This window comes from Microbacterium jepli, assembly GCF_047237905.1.
Taxonomy (GTDB): Bacteria; Actinomycetota; Actinomycetes; order Actinomycetales; family Microbacteriaceae; genus Microbacterium.
The window spans coordinates 1281041-1307797 of sequence record NZ_JBDFLW010000005.1 but is presented as its reverse complement, the minus strand read 5'-3'; the positions used below and the strand labels follow the sequence as shown (position 1 = coordinate 1307797).

General features: G+C 71.0%; 29 protein-coding genes. 14 read left to right on the top strand and 15 right to left on the bottom strand.

Features of this window, described 5'->3' with window-relative positions:
* Window positions 1-126 precede the first annotated feature (126 nt).
* The 4 genes from ABC304_RS10365 to ABC304_RS10350 all read left to right on the top strand — a co-directional run bounded on the left by ABC304_RS10365 (window position 127) and on the right by ABC304_RS10350 (window position 3083).
* On the top strand, window positions 127-993 hold the full coding sequence (locus ABC304_RS10365; protein ID WP_412930530.1) for a hypothetical protein: 867 nt from the start codon (window positions 127-129) through the stop codon (window positions 991-993).
* Window positions 971-1384 carry a phage holin family protein gene (locus ABC304_RS10360; protein WP_412930529.1) on the top strand — a complete coding sequence of 138 codons (414 nt, stop codon included), beginning with the start codon at window positions 971-973 and terminating at the stop codon, window positions 1382-1384. Before ABC304_RS10365 ends, ABC304_RS10360 begins: the two co-directional genes overlap by 23 nt.
* Window positions 1381-1956, top strand: coding sequence for a DUF3618 domain-containing protein (locus ABC304_RS10355; protein WP_412930528.1), 576 nt, complete (start codon window positions 1381-1383; stop codon window positions 1954-1956). The genes ABC304_RS10360 and ABC304_RS10355 overlap by 4 nt, the downstream gene beginning before the upstream one ends.
* A gap of 83 nt (window positions 1957-2039) precedes the next feature.
* Window positions 2040-3083, top strand: a complete 1044-nt coding sequence (locus tag ABC304_RS10350; protein WP_412930527.1) for a YihY/virulence factor BrkB family protein — start codon at window positions 2040-2042, stop codon at window positions 3081-3083.
* Between the two features lie 24 nt (window positions 3084-3107).
* Here ABC304_RS10350 and ABC304_RS10345 read toward each other — a convergent pair whose 3' ends face one another.
* The gene (locus ABC304_RS10345) at window positions 3108-3437 is read right to left on the bottom strand and encodes a hypothetical protein (protein WP_412930526.1); all 330 of its coding nucleotides are present in this window, start codon (window positions 3435-3437) and stop codon (window positions 3108-3110) included.
* Window positions 3438-3539: 102 nt separating this feature from the next.
* Between ABC304_RS10345 and ABC304_RS10340 the strand changes: the two genes are divergently transcribed.
* The 7 genes from ABC304_RS10340 (at window position 3540) to ABC304_RS10310 (ending at window position 9113) form a co-directional block, all read left to right on the top strand.
* Window positions 3540-3875 carry a DUF7882 family protein gene (locus ABC304_RS10340; RefSeq protein WP_412930525.1) on the top strand — a complete coding sequence of 112 codons (336 nt, stop codon included), beginning with the start codon at window positions 3540-3542 and terminating at the stop codon, window positions 3873-3875.
* Window positions 3862-4080, top strand: coding sequence for a hypothetical protein (locus ABC304_RS10335; RefSeq protein ID WP_412930524.1), 219 nt, complete (start codon window positions 3862-3864; stop codon window positions 4078-4080). Before ABC304_RS10340 ends, ABC304_RS10335 begins: the two co-directional genes overlap by 14 nt.
* A 6-nt stretch (window positions 4081-4086) precedes the next feature.
* A complete protein-coding gene (locus ABC304_RS10330) occupies window positions 4087-5058 on the top strand; it encodes an acetylxylan esterase (protein WP_412930523.1) in 972 nt (323 codons plus the stop codon).
* Window positions 5059-5276: 218 nt separating this feature from the next.
* Window positions 5277-6293 carry an SDR family oxidoreductase gene (locus tag ABC304_RS10325; protein ID WP_412930522.1) on the top strand — a complete coding sequence of 339 codons (1017 nt, stop codon included), beginning with the start codon at window positions 5277-5279 and terminating at the stop codon, window positions 6291-6293.
* On the top strand, window positions 6293-6787 hold the full coding sequence (locus ABC304_RS10320; protein ID WP_412930521.1) for an SRPBCC family protein: 495 nt from the start codon (window positions 6293-6295) through the stop codon (window positions 6785-6787). The genes ABC304_RS10325 and ABC304_RS10320 overlap by 1 nt, the downstream gene beginning before the upstream one ends.
* Window positions 6784-8253 (top strand): phytoene desaturase family protein, encoded by a 1470-nt coding sequence (locus tag ABC304_RS10315; protein ID WP_412930520.1) that lies wholly within the window; start codon window positions 6784-6786, stop codon window positions 8251-8253. Before ABC304_RS10320 ends, ABC304_RS10315 begins: the two co-directional genes overlap by 4 nt.
* A 50-nt stretch (window positions 8254-8303) precedes the next feature.
* Entirely contained in the window at window positions 8304-9113 is an 810-nt protein-coding gene (locus ABC304_RS10310) for an SDR family NAD(P)-dependent oxidoreductase (protein WP_412930519.1), read from the top strand.
* Between the two features lie 114 nt (window positions 9114-9227).
* On the opposite strand, the gene ABC304_RS10305 is transcribed toward ABC304_RS10310, so the two are convergent.
* The 11 genes from ABC304_RS10305 to ABC304_RS10255 all read right to left on the bottom strand — a co-directional run bounded on the left by ABC304_RS10305 (window position 9228) and on the right by ABC304_RS10255 (window position 20682).
* On the bottom strand, window positions 9228-10538 hold the full coding sequence (locus tag ABC304_RS10305) for a GMC oxidoreductase (protein WP_412930518.1): 1311 nt from the start codon (window positions 10536-10538) through the stop codon (window positions 9228-9230).
* Between the two features lie 63 nt (window positions 10539-10601).
* Window positions 10602-10796 (bottom strand): NAD(P)-binding protein, encoded by a 195-nt coding sequence (locus tag ABC304_RS10300; protein ID WP_412930517.1) that lies wholly within the window; start codon window positions 10794-10796, stop codon window positions 10602-10604.
* Between the two features lie 51 nt (window positions 10797-10847).
* Entirely contained in the window at window positions 10848-12338 is a 1491-nt protein-coding gene (locus tag ABC304_RS10295; protein ID WP_412930516.1) for an MDR family MFS transporter, read from the bottom strand.
* A gap of 145 nt (window positions 12339-12483) precedes the next feature.
* Window positions 12484-13449: a fumarylacetoacetate hydrolase family protein gene (locus ABC304_RS10290; RefSeq protein WP_412930515.1), complete on the bottom strand. Its 966-nt coding sequence runs from the start codon at window positions 13447-13449 to the stop codon at window positions 12484-12486.
* On the bottom strand, window positions 13446-14465 hold the full coding sequence (locus tag ABC304_RS10285) for an amidohydrolase family protein (protein WP_412930514.1): 1020 nt from the start codon (window positions 14463-14465) through the stop codon (window positions 13446-13448). Before ABC304_RS10285 ends, ABC304_RS10290 begins: the two co-directional genes overlap by 4 nt.
* A complete protein-coding gene (locus ABC304_RS10280) occupies window positions 14462-15595 on the bottom strand; it encodes an FAD-dependent monooxygenase (protein WP_412930513.1) in 1134 nt (377 codons plus the stop codon). The genes ABC304_RS10285 and ABC304_RS10280 overlap by 4 nt, the downstream gene beginning before the upstream one ends.
* A gap of 43 nt (window positions 15596-15638) precedes the next feature.
* Window positions 15639-16643, bottom strand: a complete 1005-nt coding sequence (locus ABC304_RS10275) for a cyclase family protein (protein ID WP_412930512.1) — start codon at window positions 16641-16643, stop codon at window positions 15639-15641.
* Complete coding sequence (locus ABC304_RS10270; protein WP_412930511.1) at window positions 16640-17608, bottom strand: fumarylacetoacetate hydrolase family protein; 969 nt, start codon at window positions 17606-17608, stop codon at window positions 16640-16642. The genes ABC304_RS10275 and ABC304_RS10270 overlap by 4 nt, the downstream gene beginning before the upstream one ends.
* Window positions 17609-17737: 129 nt before the next feature.
* The gene (locus ABC304_RS10265) at window positions 17738-18754 is read right to left on the bottom strand and encodes a VOC family protein (protein WP_412930510.1); all 1017 of its coding nucleotides are present in this window, start codon (window positions 18752-18754) and stop codon (window positions 17738-17740) included.
* 129 nt (window positions 18755-18883) lie between these two features.
* The gene (locus tag ABC304_RS10260) at window positions 18884-19642 is read right to left on the bottom strand and encodes a hypothetical protein (RefSeq protein WP_412930509.1); all 759 of its coding nucleotides are present in this window, start codon (window positions 19640-19642) and stop codon (window positions 18884-18886) included.
* Window positions 19639-20682, bottom strand: coding sequence for a Gfo/Idh/MocA family protein (locus ABC304_RS10255; protein WP_412930508.1), 1044 nt, complete (start codon window positions 20680-20682; stop codon window positions 19639-19641). The genes ABC304_RS10260 and ABC304_RS10255 overlap by 4 nt, the downstream gene beginning before the upstream one ends.
* Before the next feature lie 109 nt (window positions 20683-20791).
* Here ABC304_RS10255 and ABC304_RS10250 point away from each other — a divergent pair, with 109 nt between their 5' ends.
* The 3 genes from ABC304_RS10250 (at window position 20792) to ABC304_RS10240 (ending at window position 23609) form a co-directional block, all read left to right on the top strand.
* Window positions 20792-22060, top strand: a complete 1269-nt coding sequence (locus ABC304_RS10250) for an ROK family protein (protein ID WP_412930507.1) — start codon at window positions 20792-20794, stop codon at window positions 22058-22060.
* Between the two features lie 125 nt (window positions 22061-22185).
* Window positions 22186-22599: a C-glycoside deglycosidase beta subunit domain-containing protein gene (locus tag ABC304_RS10245; RefSeq protein WP_412930506.1), complete on the top strand. Its 414-nt coding sequence runs from the start codon at window positions 22186-22188 to the stop codon at window positions 22597-22599.
* Window positions 22600-22613: 14 nt separating this feature from the next.
* Window positions 22614-23609 carry a sugar phosphate isomerase/epimerase family protein gene (locus tag ABC304_RS10240; protein WP_412930505.1) on the top strand — a complete coding sequence of 332 codons (996 nt, stop codon included), beginning with the start codon at window positions 22614-22616 and terminating at the stop codon, window positions 23607-23609.
* 272 nt (window positions 23610-23881) lie between these two features.
* Here ABC304_RS10240 and ABC304_RS10235 read toward each other — a convergent pair whose 3' ends face one another.
* From ABC304_RS10235 to ABC304_RS10225, 3 genes are read right to left on the bottom strand one after another with little or no spacing between them, the layout of a single operon-like run.
* Entirely contained in the window at window positions 23882-24871 is a 990-nt protein-coding gene (locus ABC304_RS10235; protein WP_412930504.1) for a Gfo/Idh/MocA family protein, read from the bottom strand.
* Window positions 24868-25740: a ThuA domain-containing protein gene (locus tag ABC304_RS10230; RefSeq protein ID WP_412930503.1), complete on the bottom strand. Its 873-nt coding sequence runs from the start codon at window positions 25738-25740 to the stop codon at window positions 24868-24870. The genes ABC304_RS10235 and ABC304_RS10230 overlap by 4 nt, the downstream gene beginning before the upstream one ends.
* Window positions 25741-25751: 11 nt before the next feature.
* Window positions 25752-26753 (bottom strand): sugar phosphate isomerase/epimerase family protein, encoded by a 1002-nt coding sequence (locus ABC304_RS10225; RefSeq protein ID WP_412930502.1) that lies wholly within the window; start codon window positions 26751-26753, stop codon window positions 25752-25754.
* Window positions 26754-26757 lie beyond the last annotated feature (4 nt).

Below are 26757 nucleotides of genomic sequence, written 5' to 3'. Positions count from 1 at the left end.
ATGCGTTCCTGCGAGCGGCACCTATCCCACAGTGCTCACCCGTCCGCAACCCCATCAGCGACTTCGGTTCCGCGGTCCCACAGTGGTCGGACCGACCCGCTGGGGTCGTGGACGGAAGGAACGAGCATGTCAGACCAGAACGACAACACCGCTTTCGGAGGGTCGACCGACCTCCCGGGCGGCGACACCGCAGCTGTCGGATACGGCGGCTCCTCGACGGGCGCAGCCGGCACGACCGGCGGCTTCGGCACGACCGGCGGCTTCGACTCGGCCGGCGGTTCGGACTCCTCGAGTGCCGGATCCACCGCGCAGACCGCGAAGGCCGAGGCCGGAGAGGTGAAGGACACCGCAGTGGACGCGGCGAAGAACGTGGCCCACACGGCGGCGGACGAGGCGAAGAACGTCGCGCACGAGGCGCGCGTCAACGCCTCCGACCTGTACCACCAGGCCCGCACCCAGCTCAGCGACCAGGCCGGCAAGCAGCAGGAGCGCCTCGCGGCGGGCCTCAGCTCGGTGGCCGAGGAGCTCGGCGGGATGGCCCGCGGGTCGGACTCGTCCGGTGTCGCAGCCGACCTCGTGCAGCGTGCATCGTCGCGCGTGGACTCGGCCGCCTCCTGGCTGTCGTCGCGCGACCCCGCCGGCGTCCTCGCCGACGTGAAGGCCTTCGCGCGCCGTCGCCCGGGCATCTTCATCGCCGGAGCAGTCGTCGCGGGCGTCGTCGCCGGGCGCCTGACCCGCGCCCTCGCGGCCGGGGCACCGGACAGCACCGGAGCCGCTGCCACCCCGACCACCGGCACCGGCACCGGCGTGCAGAGCCCCGTCGTCGATGGCGGCTTCGTCGCGCCGGCGACGGTCATCGGCACCGCACCGGTCACCACCGACGTGTACGCCGCCGACGTCGACCCGCTGGACTCGCCGGTCTACACCGAGGCCGCGTCGCGGTACACCGACGACCGCGAGGAGGGCATCGATGAGCGACGCGACTCCTTCTGAGCAGCGCGCGGCCACCGCATCCCTCGGCGAGCTGCTCGGCGAGGTCACCCGCGACCTCTCGACGCTCATGCGCCAGGAGCTGACGCTCGCGAAGGCCGAGCTGCGCGAGACCGCCACGACCTCCGCCAAGGGCGCGGGGATGCTCGGCGGCGCCGGGTACGCGGCATCCATGACCGTGCTCTTCCTGTCGATCGCGCTGTGGGCGGCGCTCTCGACGCTGATGGGCGGCGGCTGGGCGGGTGTGGTGGTGGCGCTCGTGTGGGCCGTGATCGCGCTGATCCTGTTCGTCGTCGGACGTTCGCAGCTGAAGAAGGTCAAGGGCGCTCCGCAGACCGTGGAGACCCTGCAGGAGATCCCGCCCACGTTCAAGAGAAATGAGGAGAACCGATGAGTGACTCACCCGAAGAGATCCGCGCCGAGATCGAGCGCACCCGCCTGAACCTCGGTCAGGACGTCGATGCCCTGGCCGACAAGGTGACGCCCTCGAAGATCGCCGCTCGCCAGACCGACAAGATGCGCGCCGGACTGTCCGGCATCCGCGATCGCGTCATGGGCGTGGCGCACGACGGCGTCTCCGCCACCTCCGGAGCGTTGTCGGACGCGGGCTCGTCCGTGTCGGATGCCGCGCACGGCGTCAAGGCGAAGGCGGAGGGCAACCCGCTCGCCGTCGGCCTCATCGCCCTGGGCGCCGGCCTGCTCGTGGCCTCGCTGTTCCCTGCCTCGCAGAAGGAGCAGGAGCTGGCCGCAACGGTCAAGGACAAGGCGCAGCCGCTCGTCGAGCAGGCGAGCGGGGTGGCCAAAGAGGTCGCCGGCGACCTGAAGCAGCCGGTGCAGGATGCCGTCGCCTCGGTCACCGACACTGCGAAGGACGCCGCTCAGAACGTGAAGGCCGAAGCAGGCAGCGCCGCCGGGGACGTCACCGACCGCGCCCAGGAGGCGCGCGAGAACGTCAGCGGCAGCTGATCCACCGCGTCGGTCGTGCACCGGCCGATGCACCGAGGGGCGGGAGCGATCCCGCCCCTCTCCCGTTGAAAGAAGGATTCCCGATGTCCCCCTCCACCTCCTCCTCCACGGCAGCCCCCGACGCCGAACGCGACGACAAGCCCGACTCCCCCACCGACCTCGACAAACGCTCCTGGGGCTACGTCTTCAAGAAGACGCTGCGCGAGTTCATGTCCGATCAGTGCATGGACGCCGCCGCCGGCCTCACCTACTACGGCGTCCTGTCGATCTTCCCGGCCCTCGTCGCGATCTTCTCCCTGCTGGGCGTCTTCGGACAGAACGGCGCGGCCGCCGACACCGTCCTCGGGATCGTGTCCGACGTCGCCCCCGACGCCGCCGAGGGGCTGCGCGGCCCCGTCGAGCAGCTCTCGCAGTCGTCCGGCGCCGGGTTCGCCCTCGTGACCGGCATCCTGATCGCCCTCTGGTCCGCCTCCGGATACGTCGGGGCCTTCAGCCGGGCCATGAACCGCATCTACGAGATCGAGGAGGGGCGGCCGTTCTGGAAGCTCCGCCCCATGCAGCTCATCGTGACGGTCATCACGGTCGTCTCGCTCGCCGTCGTCGGCATCATCCTCGTGCTCTCGGGTGACGTCGTGGATGCCGTCGGCTCCGCCATCGGCGCGTCCGAGGCAGTGAAGCTCGCGTGGAGCATCGCGAAGTGGCCGCTGCTGCTCATCGTCGTGATCCTGCTCGTCGCGATCCTGTACTACGCGACGCCGAATGCGAAGCAGCCGAAGTTCCGCTGGATCAGCCTCGGCGCGATCCTGGCCATGGTGGTGCTGGGTATCGCGACCCTCGGATTCGGCCTGTACGTCGCCAACTTCTCGAACTACGACCGCACGTACGGCTCACTGGCGGGCGTGATCGTCTTCCTGCTCTGGCTGTGGATCGCCAACCTCGCGCTGCTCTTCGGCGCCGAGTTCGACGCGGAACTCGAGCGTGGCCGTCAGCTCGAGGCCGGCATCGCCGCCGAGGAGGACATCCAGCTGCCTCCGCGCGACGACCGCCAGATCCTCAAAAAGGAGGCCAAGGAGAAGGCCGACGTGGCTCAGGGCAAGAAGATCCGCCAGGATCACGACGACGAGTGAACCAGGCGGGGCGGCCGGCTCTGATCAGAGCTCGTCGTCCCAGCCCGGCGTCGGATCGTCGACGGGCAACCCGACCGGCGCATCGCGTGTGTCGGACCGGGCGTTGAGCTCGTCGACGACATCACCGTCTTCGATCTCTTCGCGGCCGTCGTAAGGCTGCGACTCGGCCACGATCTGACTCGCCGGTCCGAGCAGGAGGGTCGCCTCCACACGCTCTCCGTCGTTGCGCCGGACGGGGATGGTGACCGTGTCGGCCGTGCCCGCCTCGGCTAGGATCTTGCTGTACCGCAGCACGGCGTCCGCAATGGCGTCTCCTGTGACGAATGCGTCGCCGGCGTAGATGACAGTCTTCACCCGCTCTGTCTACAAGCCCGGTGACGGATCTGTTCTGACCCTTGCTTCTCAGTACCTCGCACGCTAGAGAGTCGGGTCCCACATCGAGCGAGGAGTGCCATCATGGGCCGATTCATCTACGACGGACAGATCAGGATCGATTTCGAGGACCGACTCCTCGCGCACCTGCAGATGACCATCACCACGAAGCTCCGCCGCGGCGAGCCGTTCACTTTCGTCTGGAAGGACGACAACAGCATCGGCGACGGCCGCACGCTCGTATGGATCCACCCCGGCGCCTCACTGGTCTTCAAGTTCTACGGAAGCCGACGTCCGCAGCTCAACCGCTCGTGGCTCGACGCGCTGATGCACACGGCCAACTCCCCCACCGGCTTGTACGTCGTGCCGGAACCACCGGACTCCCACCAGAGACAGGACGCGATCGATGAAGCGGATTGACATCGTCTACGGCGGCCGCATGTACAGCATCGGCGGTCGTGAGTACGAAGACGTGAAGGCGGAGATCGCCAAGGGCGTCGCTTCGAAGAAGCCGCGGTGGCTCGTCGTGAACGACGGCGAAGGCCACCTCCGCGAAGCCCACCTGCTGCTGATACCCGGAGTCGACGTCGCGGTGATCCCCATCCCCGGACACGACGAGGAGTAGCGCGGGATGCCGCAGTACGACCTTCCGCTCGACGAGCTGCGCGACTACCAGCCGACGGTGCGCCGCCGTGACGACTTCGCCGACTTCTGGAGCGGAACGCTGGCGGAGTCCCGCGCCGCGGCCGCGGCCGCAACGACCCGCCGCGTCGACTCCGGGCTCCGGCTGGTCGACACGTTCGACCTCGAGTTCTCGGGTTTCGGCGGCGAGCGCGTGCGCGGATGGGTGCACGTCCCCGCCGGCAGCTCCGAGCCGCTCCCCGCGGTCGTGGAGTTCATCGGCTACGGCGGCGGGCGCAAGCTCGCGTGGCAGGACCACGCCTACGCGGAGGCCGGCTACGTCCACGTCGTCATGGACACGCGCGGCCAGGGCTGGTGGGCCGTCGGCGCCACGGCCGACCACGGCGCCGGCGAGGGAATCGGCGGCATCCCCGGCCAGATGACCCGCGGCATCCTTGATCCCGCCGACTACTTCTACCGTCGTGTGTTCACGGATGCCGCGCTGCTCGTCGACGCGGTGCGCGAGCTGCCGCAGGTCGACGCGACCCGCGTGGCGGTGACCGGCGGCAGCCAGGGCGGCGGCATCGCCATCGCGGCGGCGGCTCTCAGCGACGGGCTTGTCGGCGCGGCCGTGGACGTGCCGTTCCTCTGCCACTTCGAGCGTGCAGTCGCCATCACCGATGCCCGGCCGTACGGCGAGTTGGTCGACTTCTTCGCGCGCTACCGCGACGACGTGGAACGGGCGTTCGACACCCTCTCGTACTTCGACGGCGTCAACCTGGCTCCGTCGGCCGACGTGCCGGCGCTGTTCTCGGTCGCCCTGCGCGATGACATCTGCCCGCCGTCGACCGTCTTCGCCGCCTACAACGCGTGGGCGGGCCCGCGCGACATCGCCGTGTATCCCTTCAACGGGCACGAGGGCGGCGGCGAGCACCATATGCTCCGGCGTCTCGCGTTCGTCCGCGAGGTCTTCGGCGCCTGACGTCCGGGCCTCCCCGCGTCTGCCCCCCAATGAACGCGGTTTCTGCACGTAAACGCCGCATCGCGGCATTTACATGCGCGAATCGCGTTTATCCGGGGGGCACAGCCCACGCGGCGGGCGTGTGGGACGGTGAGCGGGGGCGACGGCCGGGCCTAGCCGGTGCGGTCGGGTTCGTCCAGTCCCGTCCGCCGCCGCGCTCCGGCGGCGATAGTGGGGACATGGCTGAGACGACGAACGGCCGCGGCATCGCGGTGGTCACCGGAGGAAGTGCAGGACTGGGCCGGGCGGTGTCCCGCGAGCTGGCACGGCGGGGGTGGGATGTCGCGGTGCTGGCCCGCGGCCAGGACGGCATCGATGCCACGGTCGCCGAGGTGCAGCGCATCGGGCGGCGGTCGTTGGGCGTGTCCGTCGATGTGGCCGATTCGGCCGGAGTGGAGGTTGCCGCGCAGCGCGTCGAGGACGAGCTCGGCCCCATCTCGCTGTGGGTCAACAACGCCATGGCCGGCACGATCTCGGAGTTCCTCGACACGTCGGTGGCCGACTTCGAGAGGGCGACGGCCGTCACCTACCTCGGCTGCGTCAACGGCACCCGCGCCGCACTCGGCAGGATGGTGGCGCGCGACCGCGGGCACATCATCCAGATCGGCTCCGCCCTCGCGCACCGCGGCATCCCGCTGCAGGCGGCGTACTGCGGAGCCAAGCACGCCATCCACGGCTTCACCGACGCCGTCGTGTCGGAGCTGACGCACGACAAGAGCAAGGTCGCCGTCTCCATCGTCGACATGCCGGCCCTGAACACCACGCAGTTCGGATGGGTGAAGTCGGAGTTCCCCGAGCACCCGCAGCCCGTGCCGCCGATCTTCCAGCCCGAGGTGGGCGCGCGCGCCGTCGCCGACGTCGCCGACACCCCGCGTCGTCGCACCTGGGTCGGCATCTCGACGGTGGAGACGATCCTGGGCGCCCGCTTCGCCGGACGGTTCCTCGACTGGTACCTCGCGAAGGCCGCGTACCAGGGCCAGCTCGCGCCCGACAAGCCGCGCTCGACCGTCGCCCCCAACCTCTACGAGCCGGTCCCCGGTGACGCGGGCGCGCACGGCGTCTTCGACGACAAGGCCCGCACCGACAGCGTGCAGACCTGGGCGATTCGCCACCGCCGGGCTCTGGCCGTGGCCGGCTCCGCGGTGATCGGCGCTGCCGCGGCCGCCGGCACCGCCCTCGTGCGGGGGCGGTCCTGATGTCCGTCAACGTGCGCGAGCTGCGGTGCAGTCCGGAGGACGTCTTCCGGGTGCTCGGCGACGGCTGGCTCTATCCCGGATGGGTGGTCGGGGCATCCCGCATGCGCGAGGTGCAGGCCGACTGGCCCGCCCAGGGCTCGCACCTCTTCCACTCCTTCGGGGTGTGGCCGCTGCTCATCGACGACGACACCGTCGTGGAGAAGGTCGATGCGCCGCGCCACCTCGTCATCCGGGCCAAGGGGTGGCCGATGGGCGAAGCGCGCGTGACCATGGACGTCAAGCCGCGTGGTGACGGCTGCGTCGTCCGCATGCAGGAGGAGGCCGTCGCCGGTCCCGGTGCCCTCGTTCCGCGATTCCTCATGGACGTCCTGCTCACCTGGCGCAACACGGAGGCCCTGCACCGGCTGGCCTATCTGGCGGAGGGCATCGCCGACCGACCGGGAGGGACGTCGACCGCCGACCGCGAGATCGACGTCTCCGAGGCGACGGAGTGAGCACGCGCGCGGGCGCTCAGCTGGATGCGGTGGTCGTCGGCGCCGGTCCGAACGGCCTCGCGGCGGCGGTGACCCTCGCCCGCGCGGGCCTGTCCGTCGCCGTCTTCGAGCGAGCCGACCAGATCGGCGGCGGCGCCTCGACCCGTGAGCTGACCCTTCCCGGCTTCGCGCACGACGTCTGCGCGGCCGTGCACCCGATGGCGTTCGAGTCGCGCTTCTTCCGCGAGTTCGGCCTGCGCAGCCGGGTGCCGTTCGTCACGCCCGACGTCTCCTTCGCGCAGCCCCTCGACGGCGGCCGCGCCGCCCTGGCCCACCTCGACCTCGCACGGACGAGCGACGGCCTCGGCCGCGACGGACGCGCCTACGCGCGGCTGATGAAGCCGCTGGTGGACCGTGCGTCGGAGGTGGCCGAGTTCACCGGATCGACCCTCGTGCGGGTGCCGCGGCATCCGCTCACCGTCGCCGCCTTCGGACTCCGCTCGCTCGAGCAGGGCGGCCCGCTGTGGAACGCGCGCTTCTCGGGCGAGGAGGCACCCGCCCTGCTGACCGGGGTGGCCGCGCACAGCATCCTGACCCAGCCGAGCCTCGCGGGGGCGGGCGCCGGGCTCACGCTCACCACGTACGCCCACGCGAAGGGCTGGCCGATCCCACTCGGCGGCACGCAGGCCATCATCGAGGCGATGGCCGCTGATCTCCGCGCGCACGGCGGAACCATAGAGACGAACGTCGACGTGTCGTCGCTCGACGAGTTGCCGCGCTCGCGCGTCGTGATCCTCGACGTGACGCCGCGCGCGCTCACGCGCATCGCCGGAGAGCGGATGCCGCGCCGTTACCGCCGCGCCATGGAGTCGTTCCGCTACGGCGGCGGCGTCGCCAAAGTCGACTTCGCCCTGTCGGCGCCGGTGCCGTGGGCGAACGAGGGCGTGCGCCACGCCGGCACCGTGCACGTCGGCGGCACGCGTCAGGAGATGGCCGCCGCCGAGAACGACGTCAATCGCGGCCGCATGCCCGACCGCCCCTACGTACTCACGGCGCAGCCCACCGTCTTCGACGGGTCGCGGGCGCCAGAGGGCAAGCACACGCTGTGGACCTACACGCACGTGCCCGCCGGCAGCAGCGCCGATCGCGCGGAGGCCATCACCCGTCAGATCGAGCGCTTCGCGCCGGGCTTCCGCGACACCGTGCTCGCCGTGAGCTCGCGCTCGGCCGTCGACGTCGAGAGCCACAACCCGAACTACCCCGGCGGCGACATCGCCGCGGGTGCGCCCACGCTGGGGCAGCTGATCCGGCGGCCGACGCTGGGCGCCGAGCCGTGGCGCACGCCGATCCGCGGCGTGTACCTCGCGTCGGCGTCGGTGTCACCCGGTCCCGGTGTGCACGGACTCGCCGGGTGGCATGCCGCGCTGAGCGCACTCCGCCACGAGTTCGGCTCCGGCGCACTGCCCGACCTCTCGCCCCGGGGGTGACCGGTGCGCGGCGGGATGAGGCTCCGTAGGATGACGACAGGGAGGGCGCGATGATCGAGACGGGTCTGTCATGCGGCACGGTCGTGGTGACCGGCGCCGGGCGCGGCCAGGGTGCCGCGGAGGCCCTCGCGCTGGCCGACGCCGGGATGACGGTGATCGCCACCGACATCCTCGATGCGGCCGACGCCGAGGTGGCGGGGGTCGACGGCATCCACTACCGGCGGCTCGACGTCGCGGACGACGCCGCGTGGACGGTGCTCGCCCACGACCTCGAGGGGATGCTGGAGGGTGCGCCGCTGCGCGGCCTCGTGAACAACGCCGGCATCACCCATCGCGCCCGGCTCGCCGACGTCGCCCGTGCCGACTGGGACCGCGTGATGGCGGTCAACCTGACCGGTCCGCTCCTGGCCATCCAGTCGCTCGCGCCGCTCATGGCGGCCGGCTCGTCGATCGTGAACATCGGGTCGTCCGCGGGCCTGACGGGCCACTACCCGGTCGCCTACACGGCCTCGAAGTGGGGGCTGCGCGGGCTGACCCACACCGCGGCGACCGAACTCGGACCCCGCGGCATCCGCGTGAACATCGTCCATCCCGGTTTCATCGAGACGCCGATGACCGCGAGCGCGCCGGCGCCCATGCGCACCGCGCAGAGCGAGCTGACCCCGCTCCCCCGGTTCGGCGACCCGCACGACGTCGTCGGCGCGGTGCTGTTCCTGCTCTCAGACGCCTCGGCCTACATCACCGGCGCGGAGATCCCCGTGGACGGCGGCTTCACGTCCTCCGCCGGCGCCAAGCTCATCGCCGACCGCATCGCCGGAGCTCGGCCGCCCGCGCCCGGCACCCCCTCGACCCCCGGATAAACGCGATCCCGGGTGGGAAACACCGCGATGCGGCGTTTTCCTGCGCGAATCGCGTTTATCCGGGGATCCAAGGCCGGGACGCGAGTGCGACGCCCGGGGCACCGGCCGGCGAGGTCAGCCGCCAAGCGCCTCCGCCGCCTTGCGCGCGCCGCGTACAGCGACCGCAACGCTCATGAGCGTCGGGTTGACGGTGTTCGCAGTCGGGATGGTGCCGTTGCCGCCGACGATGAGCCCGTCGACGCCCCACACGCGCGACCACGGGTCGGCGACGGACGTGCCGTCGTCGGCGATGCCGATGCGGGTCGTCCCCATGAAGTGCAGGCTCGAGCCCGGAGGCAGCAGCCGCGGCTCCGCGATGAAGCTGCCGAGGGCGCGACCCGCCCGGCGCAGGCGCTCGGTGGCCGCGGCGATCTCGCGCTCCTCGTTCTCGGTGAGCTCGTACTGGATCGTCATGTTCGGAAAGCCGCGGTAGTCGGGCTCGTCGTCGTCGAACGTGACGGCGTCCTCGAAGCGCGGCCGCTTGCGCGTGCCGTAGCCCATGTTGACGTAGCCCCAGCGGTTGCCGGCATCGGGGTGGTCCGCGGGCAGCGGGAACGGCGGGTTCTCGGCGTACATCACCTGCAGCGAGAAGGGGTGGTTGGGCTCCGAGAACGGGATGCGGTTGACCGCGGCCACCGGGTCGACGGGGTTGATCGAGCGCCGCGCGATCTCCGCGTCGAGATCGGCCTCGGTCGCGTACTGCTCGATCAGGTCGGCGTCCACCTTGACCGTCGAGATGACCACCGGATGCTCGGTGAGGTAGTGGCCGAGGGCGGTCGGGCGCACGCCCGAGGCCCAGAGCAGCTGCGGCGTGCGGAACGCATCGGCGGCCACGACGACCAGGTCGGCCGGGACGAAGCGGCTCTCGCGCGTGCGGAGGTCCTCAACGGTGACGCCGGTCGCCCGGCCGTCCTCGACCTCGATGCGGGTGACGAGGCTGAGGTCGTGCAGCTCGAATTGCGCGCTCTCCGGCGCCGCGGGATCGATGAGCGGACCGAGCACGAAGTCCGAGCCCGCCCATCGCATGCTGCCGTCGGGCTGCGGGTCGCCGGCCACGGGCAGGGTGCTCGGTCCGTAGCCCTCGGGCAGCTCGTCGCGGAACTCGTCCTCGAGGAGCGAGCGGATGCCGGCACCGACCGCGGAGTCGGCGAAGGCCGCGCTGGACACGTGCAGCAGCCTCTTCGCCTCCGCGAGCAGGTCGTCCCACTCCGCGTCGTCGATGAACGGGATCTTCTCGCTGAACTGCGGTGACGGCGTGGCGCACGTCCAATGCGCTCCCATGCCGCCGACGTTCGTGGAGGCCGCCGCCGCCGGGAAGGAGGGCGCGTGGCCCGATCCCTCGCCGCCGAAGTCGATGAGGTGCGTGCCCTCCCGGGCGGTGAACATGCCCTCGACCGCCACGCCGGGCGGCAGCCCGAGCGACTCGCGCAGCGAACCGGCCTGCGGGCCCTACGAGATCTCGCGCGCGTGCTTCTTCTCCGCCGGATCGGCGATGTTGCGCACGCTCTCGCCGGGGATCGGCGTCAGCTGCGGGCCGGCCTCGAACATCACGACCCTCGCTCCGGGCACCGACTCCACGAGCACGCGCGCATAGGCGGCGCCGATCGGTCCGCTGCCGACGACGACGACGGTGGGTTCCGACATGATGACTCCTCGAGAAGGGGGGAACGGGGGAAGAAGAGCGGATGCCGCGGCTCAGACGGTCTGCGCCTGAGGATCCGGGACAGGTGCGGGTGTCTCATCGCTGAGCCGTCCGCCGGGGAGGGCGACCGCAGCGACGATGCCGAGGGCGTAGACGACGGCGAGGGCGAGGAAGATCGGCGAGAACACGTCATGGTAGATCAGCGCCACCGCGTCCTGCACCTCGGGCGATGCGGCGTGCACGGCCTTCGGGGTGAGGGTCGCAGCATCCAGGGTCGACGGCAGCAGCGCCGCCACGCCGAATCCCAGCACGCCGCCGACCACGGCGGTGCCGAGTGTGGACGCGACCTGCCGGACGAGGTTGGTCGTCGCCGTCACGGCGCCGAGATCGGAGGCCGGAGCGGAGCTCTGCACGAGGGCGAAGACGAGGTTCATGAACCCGCCCGTGCCCATGCCGACGACGGCCATGACGATCATCGGCACCCACAGCGGCGCGCCGGGCGGCAGCAGCGCCATCACCAGCAGACCGCCGGCGCTCAGCGTCGTGCCGATGATCGGATAGGGGCGGTACCGTCCGGTACGGCTCACGAGGTAGCCGGTGAGCAGATTGGCCACGAGCATGCCGAGCACCGTGGCGATGGGGACGAGACCCGAGACGGTCGCGCTGGTGCGGTAGGCCATCTGGAAGTACGTCGGGAGGTAGGACGTGGTGGCGAACAGGCCCGCCCCGATGATGGCCGACAGCGCCAGGCACGCGAGGATCGTCCGGTTGCGCAGCAGATGCAGCGGGATGATCGGGGCCTCGGCGCGCACCTCGATGATGAAGAACACCACGAAGCCCGCCGCCGCGACGGCGAACAGCGCGAGCGCCGTCAGCAGCAGCGAGTCTTCGCCGACCCACGTCACGGCCAGCACGAGGGCCACGAGCGAGAGCGTGAAGACGACCGACCCGGAGATGTCGAAGCGCGGGTGGGCGCCGCCGGGCAGGTGCGGCACCGCGATGAGGGCGAGGGTGAGGGCGACGATGCCGACGGGCACGTTGATCCAGAACACCCACTGCCAGCCCCAGAAGTCGGTGATGAGGCCGCCGAGCACGGGACCGACGACGATCGCGATCGGGAAGGCGGCGCCGATGACCGCCATGTACCGCGGCCGCTCGCGCGGGCTCGTCACCCGGGCGATGATCGTCTGCGACATCAGCTGGATGCCCGCGGAGCTGACGCCCTGCACGACGCGCGCGGCGATCAGCCAGCCCATGCTGGGCGCGAACCCGCAGGCGAGGGACGCCGCCACAAAGAGCATCAGCGACGCGACGAACACCCGCCGAGGGCCGAGGACGTCGCCGAGCTTGCCGAGCACAGGCAGCATGACGGTGGCCGACAGCGTGTAGCCGACCATGATCCAGCTGAGCTGCTCGAGCGCGCCCAGCTCGCCCGCGATGGTGGCGAGCGAGGTGGACACGACGGTGTGGTCGAGGGCGCCGAGGAACGAGACCACCAGGAGGGAGGCGACGAGAAGCCGCAGGCGCAGAGGAGACAGAGTCATCGGAGGGGCACCCGTACGACCGGGTGATCGACGCGACCGTATGTGCCGCTCCGGCATCAGCACCGTGCGAACGGACCCTGCAGGCCCCGACGTCCCCTTCATTCTACGGCCTCTTCGGTCGGTTTTCAACCAAAGTCGCGGCGACTCACCGGTTGCGCGGACGCTTCCGGGCCGCCGGGATCGGCGGTGCCGGCACCTTCCGCCCGACCGTGTTGACGATCTCGCCGACGCCCTCGATGACCATCCGCACCTCGTCGCCCGGCTCCAGGGGCGGCGGGCTCAGCTCGCCGCGTCGTCCCCACAGCTCGCCGAGGCATCCGCCGTTGCCGACCGTCCCCGACCCGAGCACGTCGCCCGGACGCACGACCGAGTTGCGCGCGGCGTAGGCCACGAGCTCCGGGAAGGGCCATCCCATGTTCGAGATGCGGTCCTTCCCCACCCGCTCGCCGTTGATGCTCACCTCGGCGTGCAGCGGCAGGAAGCCCTCGCCGTCGAGGCGATCGGCGAACTCGTCGGCCGTGACGATCCACGGCCCGAGGGTCGTGGCGAAGTCCTTGCCCTTCGCGGGGCCGAGGCGCACCTTCATCTCGCGCGCCTGGAGGTCGCGCGCCGACCAGTCGTTCATGACGGTGTAGCCGAAGATGTGGGATGCCGCGGCCTCCGCATCGAGGTTCGCACCGTCGGACCCCGCGACGGCGCCGATGACGACGGCGAGCTCCAGCTCGAAGTCCAGGCGGGCGGTCTCCGGCACGTCGACGACCTCACCGCTGGCGCGGACGCTGTGCGGGTTGGTGAAGTAGAACGTCGGCAGCTGGTACCACTCCGGGACGACCTCGCTCGCGCCGTCGACGGAGGCGCTGATGCCCTCGACGTGCTCCTCGAAGGCCACGAAGTCGCGGATGGAGGCGGGTACGAGCGGTGCGAGCAGCTTCACCGCCTCGCGGGGCGTGCCCTGCTCGGGCTCGACGCCCCGGCCGAGACGGAGGGTCTCGTCGAGGCCGCGGGCCAGCACGTCGGCGACGGTGGCGCCGTCGGGGAAGGCGATGACCCGGTCGTCGAGGATGATCCCCTCGCCGACGCCGTCGGGTCCGTTCCAGCGTCCGATCCTCATGCGTGCACCCGGTCTTCCACGAGGGAGAGCGCATTGGCGCCGGCGATCCGGTCGACGATCTCGCTCGGCAGGCCCGCGCTGCGGATGAAGCCGAGCGGATCCTCCGAGCCCATGTCGAACGGGAAGTCGCTGCCCAGCAGCACGCGGGAGCCGCCGGCGACCTCGACGAGGTGGCGCAGCGCCATCGGGTCGTGCACGACCGTGTCGAACCAGAGCTTGCGCAGGTAGGTCGAGGGCTCGTGCTCGCAGCGCCGCGCGTCGGCGCGCACGCGCCACGCGTGGTCGGAGCGGCCGATCGCGAACGGCAGGTAGCCGCCGCCGTGCGCCGCGACGATCTTGAGGCCCGGGTGGCGGTCGAGCACGCCCGAGAAGATCAGGTGCGACAGCGCGACGGCGTTCTCCGTCGGCTGACCCACCGTGTTGGCGAGGTAGAACCGGTCGAGGCGCTCGTCGAGCGAGCAGCCGAAGGGATGCAGGAACACGACGCAGCCGAGCTCGGCCGCGCGGGCCCAGAACGGCTCGAGGCGCTCGTCCGACAGCTCGACGTCGCCCGCGAACGAGGAGATCTCCACGCCGGCGAGGCCGCGCCCGAGCACGGCGTCGTCGAGGTACTCCACCAGGTGCGCCGGGTGCTGCAGGGGCACGACGCCGAGGCCGGTGAGCCGATCGGGCGCCTGGGCGACATGCTCGGCGACGAGGCGGTTCGTCTCCCCCGCCACCCAGCCCGCCAGACCTTCGCCTGCCCACGGGTAGAAGTGGTTCGGCGATACGCTGACCCACTGGCGGTCGATGCCCTGGGCGTCCATGGATGCAAGGCGCTCGCGCACGTCGGTGAGCTTCGGGATGCGGGACCCGACCATGGGCCCGGACACCTTCTGGCTCTCCACGCCATTGCGACGGAGGTCGAGGGCGGCCGCCTCGGCGACCTCCTCGGGCGCGCGACGCTCGACTTCCGCGTGCATGCCCGGGAGGAGGACGTGCGCGTGCACGTCGACGGTGGGATGCTGCGCGCTCATGCCGGCACCGCCATCTGGCGGGCGATGCCGAACATGAGACCGGGCACGTCGGCGTCGCGGACGCCGTCGAGCTGCCACTGGCCGAGCTGCACCGACGCCTCGACGACGGCGCGGGCGCGGGGCAGGCGGCGGGCGTGGAACTCGTCCCACAGGCTCTGGTCGACGGCGTCGCGGGCGAGCAGGAGCTCGGTCAGCACGACCGCGTCCTCCAGGCCCTGGGCGGCACCCTGCGCGATCGTCGGGGGGCAGCTGTGCGCGGCGTCACCGATGACGATGGCGCGGCCGCGGTTCCATTCCCCGTCGATGATGTGCTTCGTGAACCACGTGTAGTTGGCGTGGGCGCCCTCAGCGAGGTCGGCGCGGATGTCGTTCCACGGTCCGTCGTACGCGCGCGACTCGTCGAGCATGATGCGCGTGGCATCCTCGTCGCTGATGCCGAAGCGGTCCTCCGCCTTCTCGACGAGGAACGCGTACATGCTGTCCTCGCCGGTCGGTGTGTACCCCGCGATGAACATCGGGCCGCCGTAGTAGAGCTCGCTGCGCTCAACCGAGGCCGGACGCGACACGAAGGTGCGCCAGATGCCCATGCCGGTCGGCTCGGGCTTGGTCTCGATGCCGATCAGCTCGCGCACATGCGAGTTCAGTCCGTCGGCACCGATGAGGAGGTCGTAGCGGCCGGCGGACTCGTCGTTGACGAATACCTCCACGCCGTCGTCGTCGGTCTCGACGCCCGTGACCTTCGCGCCGAAGCGCACCGTGGCGCCCGCGCGCTGCGCGTGGTCGAGGAGGATCCGGGTGAGGTCGGCCCGCGGCATCCCCATGGCGGCGGGGTAGTCCGGTCCGCCGGTCTTGACGTCGGGGAGCTCGGCCACGATCGGCGCTCCGGGGCCGGGGGCACGCAGGTTCAGACCCTCGAACGGGAAGCCCGCGGCGCGGATGTCGTCCCACGCGCCGAGCGCGTCGAAGACGCGGAGGGCGTTACCCTGGAGCGAGATGCCCGACCCCTGGGTGGACGGCTCGCTCTTGGCCTCGAAGACGTCGACGGCGACACCTCCTCTAGCGAGCTGGATCGCGGCGGCGAGCCCGGCGACGCCGGTGCCGGCGATCGCGACGGTGGTGACTGCGGTCATGTCGGAACTCCTCTGTTCTCGGTGACGGTGGGGAGGGCGCGCGTCAGAGGACGGCGACCGGATTGATGGGCGAGCCGACGGCGCCGGTGATGGGCAGCGGCGCGGCCGAGAGCAGGAACTCGTACCGGCCCGACGACGCACAGGCCTCGGCGAGCTCGTCGAGGTCCCACATCTCGCCGATGGTGAGTCCGATGTTGGGGATCACCACCTGGTGCAGGGGCTGGAACGCGGGCGCGTCGAACTCGTTCGGACGCACCTCGAAGCCCCACGTGTCTGTCGCGATCGCCGCGATCTCGGTGCGGTGCAGCCAGCCGGCAGTGGTCAGCGAGAGCCCCGGCGCGGGGCCGCCGGCGTAGTCGCCCCAGCCCTCGCGGCGCGTGCGCGCGAGCTGTCCGGTGCGTACGAGCACGATGTCGCCGCGCCCGACGGTGACGCCCTCCGCCGCGGCGCAGGCGTCGAGGTCGGCCGCCGTGATGGCGTAGCCGTCGGCGAGCTCGCCCGTCTCGGGCTGCAGGTGACGGCCGACGTCCAGCAGCACACCGCGGGAGACGATGACGGATGCCGCGTGCTCGATGCCCGTCACGAGGTCGCCCTCGCTGGTCACGACGTCACCGGCGCGACGGCCGTTCCAGGCGAAGCCGTGGTCGAAGATGTGGCCGAGCCCGTCCCACTGCGTGGAGCACTGGAGGGGCATCGAGATGACGTCGTCCGCGCCGCCGATGCCGTGCGGGAATCCCTGGTTTGCTCGCTCGGCGTCGGTGCCCGTGTCGGTCATGGTGTGCACCGGGTTGGTGCGACGGCGCCACCCCTTCTGCGGGCCGTTCGTGTCGAACGACTGCGCGAGGGAGATCACCCGGCCCTCCCGCACGAGCCCTGCCGCGGCGACGCGGTGCGCGGGATCGATGAGGTTGAGCGTGCCGAGCACGTCGTCCTCGCCCCACCGGCCCCAGTTGCGGTACGCCTCGGCGCGGGCGCCGATCTCGGCCTCGGGGTTCGACCGGTCGAGGTCGGCTGGGCTCTCCGACGGCGCGGTCGCGGGCGCACTCACTGTGCAGCGCCTTCCGCGACGCAGCGGACCACCTGGGTGCCCAGGCCGCTGATGGTGCCGGTCATGACGTCGCCGTCCTGCAGGAATCGCTTCCAGTGCTGGCCGTTGCCCGCGGGGCTGCCGGTGAGGAGCAGGTCACCGGGCAGCAGGGCCATGGTCTGCGATGCGCCCGACACGAGGGCCGCCACGTCGAAGAGCAGGTCGCTGGTGTCGCCGTTCTGCATGACCGTGCCGTTGAGCTCCAGCGTGACCGTGAGGTTGCCGCCGTCGACGGCCGAGGCCGGCACCAGGAAGGGTCCGGTCGGCAGGAAGCCCGGCGCGTTCTTGGCGCGGTACCAGTCGGTGCCGATCTCTTTCATGTCCTTGCGGAACACGAGGTCGCGGGTGGTGATGTCGTTGACGATCGTGTAGCCGGCGACGTGGTCGAGGGCGTCCTCCTTCGACACGCGGAACGCCTCCTTCCCGATCACGACGGCGAGCTCCAGCTCCCAGTCGTGCACCTCGCTGTACGACGGCAGGACCAGCGGCACGTCATCTCCGACGATGCAGGCCGGCAGGCCGATGAAGAAGTACGGCTCGCCATTGGCCTTGCGGTCGTCCATGAGCTTCGCGGCGAAGGCGCGCGCCTCGTCGGGCGTGCGGTCGCTGTTCTGGGTCAGCCCCGCCGCGACGAGCTCGATGACGTGCTCGCGGTAGTTCGCGCCGGCCTGCAGCACCTGACGCGGCTGCACCGGAGCCGTCAGGGTGACATCGGCCAGCGGCATCCATCCCCCCTCCTCCGAGGATGCGAGCACGGCGAGGCGGTCCCAGTCGGGAGCGGCGAGGAAGGAGTTGAGGTCGGCGGCGCCCAGGGCGTCCGCGTCGAGCGGGCGGATGCGGTCGCCGGCCACGAGGCCCAGACGCGCGTCGGCGCCGTCCCGGTAGCGGGCCAGCGCGAAGGGTGCGGTGAGTCCGGTGGAAGTCATGGGGTGCGATCTCCTCGCGTCATTGCGGTGGTACGGGATGGAACGGGTCGTGCGGTCGTACTGGTCGTGCGGTCCGGCGGTGCGGGACCGAGAGGGACCGGATGCAGGCGCATCCGGTCCCTCGTCGTCTCAGCCCTGGCCCTGCTTGCGGTAGGGGTTCAGCAGCGCGTCCTTGATCTCGTCGGGGACGCCCTCCTCCGTGGCACTGGGGCCGTCGGCGGGCGGGAACGACTCGGTCATCGACATCGGCATCGTGCCGTTGCGGTACATGTTGTTCGAACCCTGGGAGGGCTTCCAGGTGTTGGCCTCCCAGTCCGGGACGTAGTTGCGGTAGCCGCCGGTGTTCAGCTCGATGCGGAGGCTGGAGGGCTCGCGATAGTAGAGGAAGGTCTGCTCGCCGATGCCGTGGATGTTCGGACCGTACTCGATCGGAATGCCGCGCTCCATGAGGGTGTCGGCCGCGATGAGCAGCTCCTCGCGGGTGTCGACCCAGAAGGCGTAGTGGTTGATGCGGCCGGAGCGGGTCGAGCCGTCGAGCACGACGCCGAGGTCGTGCGACTTCTCGTTGGTGGTGAGCACGGAGAAGACCGAGATGGGCGCCTCGTCGAGCACGGTGCGCGCCATGAAGCGGAAGCCGAGCACGTCGACGTACCACTTCACGAAGGCGTCGACGTCCTGCGTGGCGACCGTGACGTGGTCGAGCTGGCGCGGGGCGCCGGCGATCTTCGAGCGCTTCTCGGGGCGGTCGGGGAAGATCGAGGCCTCGTGGCCGGGTGCCTGGTGGCGCTCGACGTCCCAGTGCAGGGTCATGTCGTGACCGAACGGGCCGGTGAAGCGGTAGGCGCGGCCGATCTTGTAGCCGTCGATCCACTCGCCCTGGATGCCGGCAGCCTCGACGCGCTTGGCGGCCTCCTCGAGGGCCTCGGCGCTGGAAGTGCGCCATGCCATCGTCTCGAGTGTGGGCTCGTCACCGGGGGCGACGACGACCGAGTAGGCGTAGTAGTCGCCCCAGCAGCGCATGTAGACCTTGCCGTCCTCGCGGGCGACCTCGGTGAGTCCGACCTCGGTCTTGTAGAACTCGACGGAGGCCTCCACATCGGGCGTGGTGATGGCGACGAACGACAGGTGAGAGAGGAGCTTGATCATCTTCGATCCTTTCGACAAGACAAGCGGGTGTTCCCGTGACTACTTTCGCCGCAGATCGACATATCAGGGAATGCCATATCTGCGATGTGGAGGATCGACCGCATCTATTCCCTCGCCGATGACCGAGAATCAGCGTCGCGCGTCGCGCCGGAGGTCCTCGAGGAGCTTCATGTCGTCGGCCAGCTCGTCCAGATCGGCGGGGACCGCCCCCGTCGCGAGCGCCTCGAGCGCACGACGGAGCGTCAATCTCGCCGTGGTCTCGTAGCGCGCCGGAGCGACGAGGGCTCCGGCGCTCGACGTCGTCACGACGCGCGCGGTGAGACCGATGTCGACCTGGGTCTGCACTTCCCCCAGCACTTCGACGCGCATGCCGACGGAGGTGCGTGCCGCGGCGATCGCGCCGACTGTGGCGGCGAGCCCGGTCGCCGTCTCGAGGAGCGCGAGGGTGCGGTCGCCGGCGATGACCCGCAGGCCGCCTCCGGACAGCACCCGCAGCCAGCCGCAGGCATCGCGCGTGACGGCGTCGAGGTCCGAGGCAGGACCGGATGCCTCGGCGATCAGCATCCGGGGAGCGCTGTCGCCGCGCGCGCGGCGGGCATCCGCCATAACATCCGGCCGGAGGCGGGGCCGCTCGACGACGACGGGGATGCGCAGCTCCGCTGTCAGCTGTCGCAGCGCGTCGGAGGAGACGATCGCCGGGTCGGCGATGACGAGCGCGGACGCGCCGTCCGCAGCAGCGGTGGCCGCGGCATCCGTCCACCGTCCGACACCCGGTACGACGACGATGCCGTCGCGCTCGGTCGCCTCACGAGCACGGAGGGGCAGTTCGGCCGCGGCGATGCGGAAGCGCTCGAGGGGCGCCGCGACCGTGATGCGAGGAGCGCTCACGAGCCGGCCCCCTGCAGGATGAGGCCCGCCGCGTCGTCGGCGAGGCGAAGGGCGTACCGCGCGTCGTCGAGCAGCTCGTCGTACTCGACGACGCCGTGGCCGTCGAGCAGGTCCGCCATCGCCCGCCACTCGGCGAGATATCCGTCCTCGGCGACCGTCGGGTAGGTGGTGACGGTGCCGTCCTGACCGGTCACGCGCACGGTGGCGCTGCCGGCGTGCACGAACGCCGGGGGGAACGACACCTCGACGCGGTCGACGTCTGTCGTGATGTGCAGACGCCACAGGGCGTCGGCGCCCTCGGGCAGCATGACGGTGGCCAGCCGGACGGGGATGCCGGACGCGACGTAGCCGACGGCGAAGCCGAGCGGCGCGACGGCGCGGGCGAAAACGACCCGCTCGATCTCGGGCGCGAGGTCGCGCACCATCGGCAGGTCGTGGACGGCGAGCCCGGCCAGGAGCGAACGCACGACCGCGGAGGCGATCTGCGGCACTGAGAGGTCTGGGCCGCCGCGACCGGGCGCGGGCGCCGACACCTCCAGCGCTGTGACGACGTCGTGATAGCGCCCGTTCGGCGGCAGCGCGAGGGTCAGCGAGATCGCGCACACGGGTCGGCCCCCGGCGGTGAGGTGATGGCGGGCGCGACCCCAGGCCGGGTCGTAGAAGTGATTCGTGCCCACGAGCAGCGCCGTGCCGGCCGCACGGCAGGCGTCGATGACGGCCGCCGCATCCTCCGCCGTCGTGGCGAGCGGCTTCTCGCACAGCACCGCGCGCTTGCCCGCGGCGACGGCCGCGAGGATCTGCGCGGCGTGCTCTGCCGGTGGCGAGCACAGCACGACGACCTCGACGCGGTCGTCGGCGAGCAGCTCGTCGATTCCCGACGACGCACGGGCGCCCACCCGATCGGCGAGCCCACGAGCTCGGCCGCTGCCGCCGTCCGAGATGTGGACGACGTCGAAGCGGCCGCCCACGCGCGCAAGGGTCGGCAGGTGCAGCGCGCTGACCCCCGGCCCCGCGCCCACGATCCCCACTCCGGTCGGCATCACGGCCCCCTCGCTCGTTATGCCTGAAGCGTACCTAAGAATGCGCTGTTCAGGACCATAGTCGGGACAAAATCGACGTTCTCGCACCCCTCTTGTGTGAGAATCGACCATGGCAACAGAATCCACACTGCGGTTCGGCGCTCAGACCGACGAGGTGACGAGCCTCCTGCGCATCGTCAACATGGTGCGCTCGGGGGATGCCGCGACCCGCCCCGCGATCGGACGGGTGACCGGACTCGGCCGCGGAGTGGTGACGCAGCGCGTCGACCAGGCCATCCAGATCGGGTTCATCGAGGACGCGGAGTACGGCCCCTCCTCCGGTGGCCGCGCGCCTCGGACCCTGCGCTTCCGCGCCGACCGCGGACGCATCGTCGTCTGCGCACTCGGCGCCCTGCACATCCACGTCGGCGTCGCGATGCTCGAGGGCGACATCATCGAGGAGAAGCACCGCGCGTGGGACATCGCGCGGGGACCCGCGGAAACGCTCGACGCCGCGCTCGAGATGATCGACGAGCTTCTCGCCGCGACCCCCGACGTGCCCGTGTGGGGCGTCTCGGTGGGCATCCCCGGCCCCGTCGACTTCGCCACCGGGCGCCCGGTGGCCCCGCCGATCATGCCGGGCTGGAACGGCTTCGACATCCGGCGCCGCTTCGAGGAGCGCTACGACGCGCCGGTGTGGGTCGACAACGACGTGAACCTCCTCGCGCTCACCGAACGCAGCCGACGCCGCGACGAGCACCTCGACCTCATCTACTGCAAGGTCGGATCGGGGATCGGCGCCGGGCTGCTGTCGCAGGGTCACATCCACCGCGGCGCGAACGGCGCCGCGGGCGACATCGGCCATGTGCGCGTCGCCGGCTCCACCTCGCTGTGCCGCTGCGGCAAGACCGGCTGCCTCGAGGCGGTCGCCGGAGGCTGGGCGCTGGTGCGCGACGCCGAGGCCGCCGTCGCGGACGGTGCCGGCGGCATGCTGGCCGGCGGCGCTGAGCCGATCACCCCGGAGTTCATCGCCCGCGCCGCCGAGTCCGGCGACGCCCTGGCGATCTCCCTCATCCAGAAGTGCGCGCGCGTGATCGGCGAGTCGATCGCCGCGCTGGTCAACATGTTCAACCCGGAGCGCATCGTCATCGGCGGCGCGGTCGTGGGGGCCGGAGAGGTGTTCCTCGCCGAGGTGCGCCAGCGGGTGTACGAGCTGTCGCTGCCGCTGGCGACACGCGATCTGAGCATCGTGCAGTCGATCAACGATCGGCGCGAGCCGCTCCGCGGCGGAGCGGAGATGGTGCGCGAGCAGCTGTTCGACGTCACCTTCCCGAGGTGGTTCGCCGACGGCCGGCCGTCGCGGGAGCGCGTGCATCCCGAGGAGCTGGTCGCGGGCTGACGGACCCTTCGCGATCGCCGAGGTCGCAGCATCCGCGTCTTTGACTTCATTCGTGCGGAAGTTCTGCGATATGGTGCGTAAGTGCTCGTCGTAGGTCGAGCTGCCACCGGCTCGAGGACGTTCCGATGACGCTGATGATGCTCCGCGACGATGCACTGTTCACCACCACCGATGGCTTCGGGGTGCGCCTGTCGCTTCCCTGGATCCGCTCGCTGCCCGTAGCGGGAACGTCCGATCTACAGCTGACCGTGGACGGCTCGCCTGTCGAGCATCTGCTCGTCGCCCTCGGCGAACGCACCGTCGCCCCCTCGGCCCTCGCCTTCGAGCGGGGCGAGTGGTTCGTGCAGGACCGGCTGGTGCTGCGCGTCCGCGGTGGGCTCGAGCCCGGTGCGCACGAGATGTCGGTGTCATATCGGCTGCTCATCCCCTACCTCCCGGGCGGACCGGACGCGCCCCTGACCCTGCCCTTCGCCACCACCCGCACGCTCGTGCTCGACAATTCGGCCGCCGTGCCGACCGTGTCGCGCGCCGTCGCCTGAAGCCGGAGCCCGACATGACCTCCCCTCTGCCCTCCGGCTGGACGCTCTCCGCGAGCGCCTTCAACCTCACTCCCGAGCTCATCCGCGCCGAGACGACGGCGCCGCAGCTCGCCCTCAGCCTCGTCGAGCGCGACGTGGCCGACACCGTCGAGGTCGAGCTCGGCCAGCTGTGGCGCGGCTTCCCCGCGCCCGGCGAGCGAGACACGACGGCATTCCGCGATGCGCTGGACGGCGCGGGCGGCCGCGTCAGCATTGTGGGCGGGAGCATCGACGACTGGGCGAGCGCGACCCGACGCCGCACCGACGACGAGCGCTTCGACTTCCTGCGTCCGCAGCTCGTGGCCGCGGCCGCGATCGGCGCGGACGGCGTGCGGCTGCCGATCGGGCAGGCCGGTCCGGCGCTGCTCCGCCGCCTCGTGCCGGTGCTCGAAGACCTCGACCTCGTGCTGTTCGAGGAGGCGCAGGGCCAGCAGGCTCCCGGACGACCGGAGACGGATGCCGCGATCAGCGACATCGCGGACATCGACAGCCCGCACGTGCGCCTGCTTCTCGACATCAGCATGCTCATGCCATCGCTCCCGCACGGCTACCTCGACCGCCTCGCCGCGGCCGGCGTGTCGTCGGACCTGGTGCGGCGACTCCGCGAGGAGTGGCGCGAGCCCGCGACCCTGGCGGCGGTGCTCGACGAGCTGCGCGGCGGCCGCGTTCCGGGACAGGTGCAGACGCTGTTCATGAACCTGCTGATCCGCTTCGGCCGCTCGAACATCGGCGACCTGACCTCGGTCCTGCCGCTGCTCTCGGGCGTGCACCTGAAGTTCTGGGACCTCGACGACACCGACGGCCAGGTCTCCGGCCCGATCCGCGACCTCGGCGCCGCCCTGCGCACCACCGGCTTCACCGGGACGCTCTGCAGCGAGTGGGGCGGCCACGAGTGGCTCGACGACGACCCCTGGGACATCACCCGCCGTCACCTCGCCCTTGCCCGCGCCGCCCTCACATACCCCGCATAAACGCGATCCGCGCGGGTAAACGCCGCACCGCGGCGTTTGCGCGCGCGAATCGCGTTTATCCGGGGTCAAGGCGGCCTCCGCGCCGGTCCTTGAGCGAGCGCAGCGAGTCGAAACGCCCACGCCCACCGCTCACCTGACACCTGGTGTCCCGTCTCGCCGCGATACCGACACGCAGCGTCAGGTGAACGCCCGGCGTGCCAGCCGCGTTCCGATTCGTCGGTCGCTCCGCGCCGCTCGTTGAGCGAGCGCAGCGAGTCGAAACGCCCGCCGCCTCAGCGCGGCTGCAGACCCGCCGCGCGGTAGATCGCGTCGACCACGCGCATCGTGCCCACCGCACGGTCGGCGTCGAGGATGCTCGGCGAGCCGTCGGCCAGCACATCACGCAGGTGCTCTAGCTGCCGGGCGTAGCTGTTCTCGCCCTCGGCCGCCTTCTCGTCGATCAGCACCTCGTCGCCGGCCGTCACGCGCAGCGTCGCGCCCCACTGCGGCACGATGACGCTCGTCGCCTCGAGCGACGCGTCCGACCCCGTCACCCGCATCACCATCGCGCCCGTGTCGTCGCCGATGAACGACGACCGCACCGACGCGGGGATGCCGCCGGGCAGCCGCAGCTGCGCGTCGGTCTGCAGGTCGATGCGCGGGTCGGCGTCGTAGAGCTCCGCCACGGCGGAGAGGACCTCGGGCTCGCCCCACGCCGCGCGCAGCAGGTCGACCGCGTAGCAGCCGACGTCCATGACCGCTCCCCCGGCGAGGTCGCCGTCGAGCCGGATGTTGCCGGGCTTCACGACGAAGTGCGGGATGCTGAAGTCGATCTCCACGCTCTGCACCGCACCGAGCACACCGGAGCGCAGCACCTCGAGCAGGCGGACGGTCGAGGCGTGCAGGCGGTAGTGGAAGCCGACGAACGCCCGCCGATGGGCAGCGGCCGCAGCATCCGCGATCTGCTGCGCCGTCGTTCCATTGGCCGACAGCGGCTTCTCGCAGAGCACGTGCTTGCCGGCCTCGACCGCCCGCACCGCCCACTGCGCGTGCACGACAGGCGGCAGCGCGAGGTAGACCAGGTCGATCGACGGGTCGGACAGCACCCGTTCGTAGTCGCCCGCGATGGGCAGGCCGAGCCGCTCCGCGAACGCCTCCGCGCGCGACGGCTCGCGCGCGCCGATCGCCACGACCTCCACGCCTTCGACACCGCGCGACGGTTCGACCATCGCCCGCTCGGCGATGCCGCCGGCACCCAGGATGCCGATGCGCAGCAGGCTCACCCTTCGCCGTTGTAGTACGGCCAGGGGTTGATCCGGCGGTCGCCGCGGCGATCCGGACCCATCAGCGTCACCTCGCCGGTCGCCGCCCACTCCACACCCCGCGGGAACATCCGGATGAACTCGATGCGGCGGAACGTGTCGATGTCGTGCCCGATCGTGATCGTGAACGACCGACCCGCGCCGTACTCGTTGATCCACGCCAGCGGCTGGTCGGTGTCGATGCCCGGCAGGCCGGCGATCCCCTCCTCGGGGATCGCGACCGGGTAGTGCGACATCGGCCACACCGGGGCCTTCTCGTACGCCGCGAGATCGTCGAACGTCGTCAGCAGCACCTGGGCGCCGTCGTACATCTCCACGCCGACGAGGATGTCGTCGCCGGTGACCGTCCACGTGGCGCTGATGCCCTCGGTGATCGGATGCCGCGGCTCGGCCGTCGTCAGCAGCGCCTCGCCCCACGGGCGCGGGCGCAGCCCCGTCTCCCACGCACTGAGCTTCGCGCCGCGCATGACGTTGTACTCCTCGGGGTAGCCCCAGCGGTCCTCCTGAGCGGCGGAGCCGTGGAACCACACGATGCCCTTGCCGTCGTCGTGGACGAACTTCAGGATCGCGGCATCCGTCTCCGCGCCGAATCCCGTCGCCATGTCGTGGTAGCCGTCCCGGCCCTCGAACACGACGATCAGCACGTCGTACTTGTCGATGATCTCGGAGGTGAGCCCGCGCGGGTCCTCGGTCACCCGCACCTTGAACCGGCCGGTGTCCTCCAGCAGCGTCGTGATCCACTGATTGTGCAGCCGGAAGCTGCGGTGGGCGTTGTCGTGCTCGACGGTCATGTGACCCGACAGGATGAGCACGTCGAGGACGTCGGTCATGGAGGGGTTCCTCACTTGCTGCTGAACGCAGCGTCGAAAAGCTGGTGCGGGGGCGTGATCGTCGCGAGCTTGCGGACGAACGCGAGAGCCTCGGGGCCGCCGACGAGACGGTCCATGCCGGCGTCCTCCCACTCGACGCTGGTGGGTCCGTCGTAGCCGATCGCGTTGAGCGCCCGGAAGATCGGCTCCCACGGCACGGCGCCGTGCCCGGTGGACACGAACGTCCAGCCACGGCGCGGGTTGTCCCAGGCGAGGTGCGAGCCGAGCACGCCGTTGCGGCCGTCGAGGTTGGTGACGGACTCCTTCACGTGCACGTGGAAGATGTGGTCGGCGAAGTCGAGCACGAACGCGACCGAGTCCAGCTGCTGCCAGACGAAGTGCGACGGGTCGAAGTTGAAGCCGAAGCTCTTGCGGTGCCCGATCGCGTCCAGCGTGGCCTTCGCCGTCCAATAGTCGTAGGCGATCTCCGACGGATGCACCTCGAGCGCGAAGCGCACCCCGACCTCCTCGAACACGTCGAGGATCGGGTTCCACCGGTCGGCGAAGTCCTGATAGCCGGCGTCGATCATCTCCTGCGAGGCGGGCGGGAACATCGCCACGTACTTCCAGATCGACGAGCCGGTGAATCCCGTCACGGTGCTCACGCCGAGCTTGGCGGCGAAGCGGGCGGTGTCCTTGAGGTCTTCGGCGGCGCGCTGACGCACCCCCTCCGCGTCACCGTCGCCCCACACCCGGTCCGGGACGATGCCGTGGTGGCGCTCGTCGATCGGGTCATCGGCGACGGCCTGCCCGACGAGGTGGTTCGAGATGGTCCACACCTTCAGCCCGTTGCGCTCGAGGATGTCTTTGCGCGACTGGACGTAGTCCGCGTCATCCCAGCGGGAGACGTCGATATGGTCGCCCCAGCAGGCGATCTCGAGGCCGTCGTAGCCCCACTCGCCGGCGAGACGGGCGACCTCCTCGAATGGCAGGTCGGCCCACTGGCCGGTGAACAGCGTGATCGGGCGGGTCATGATT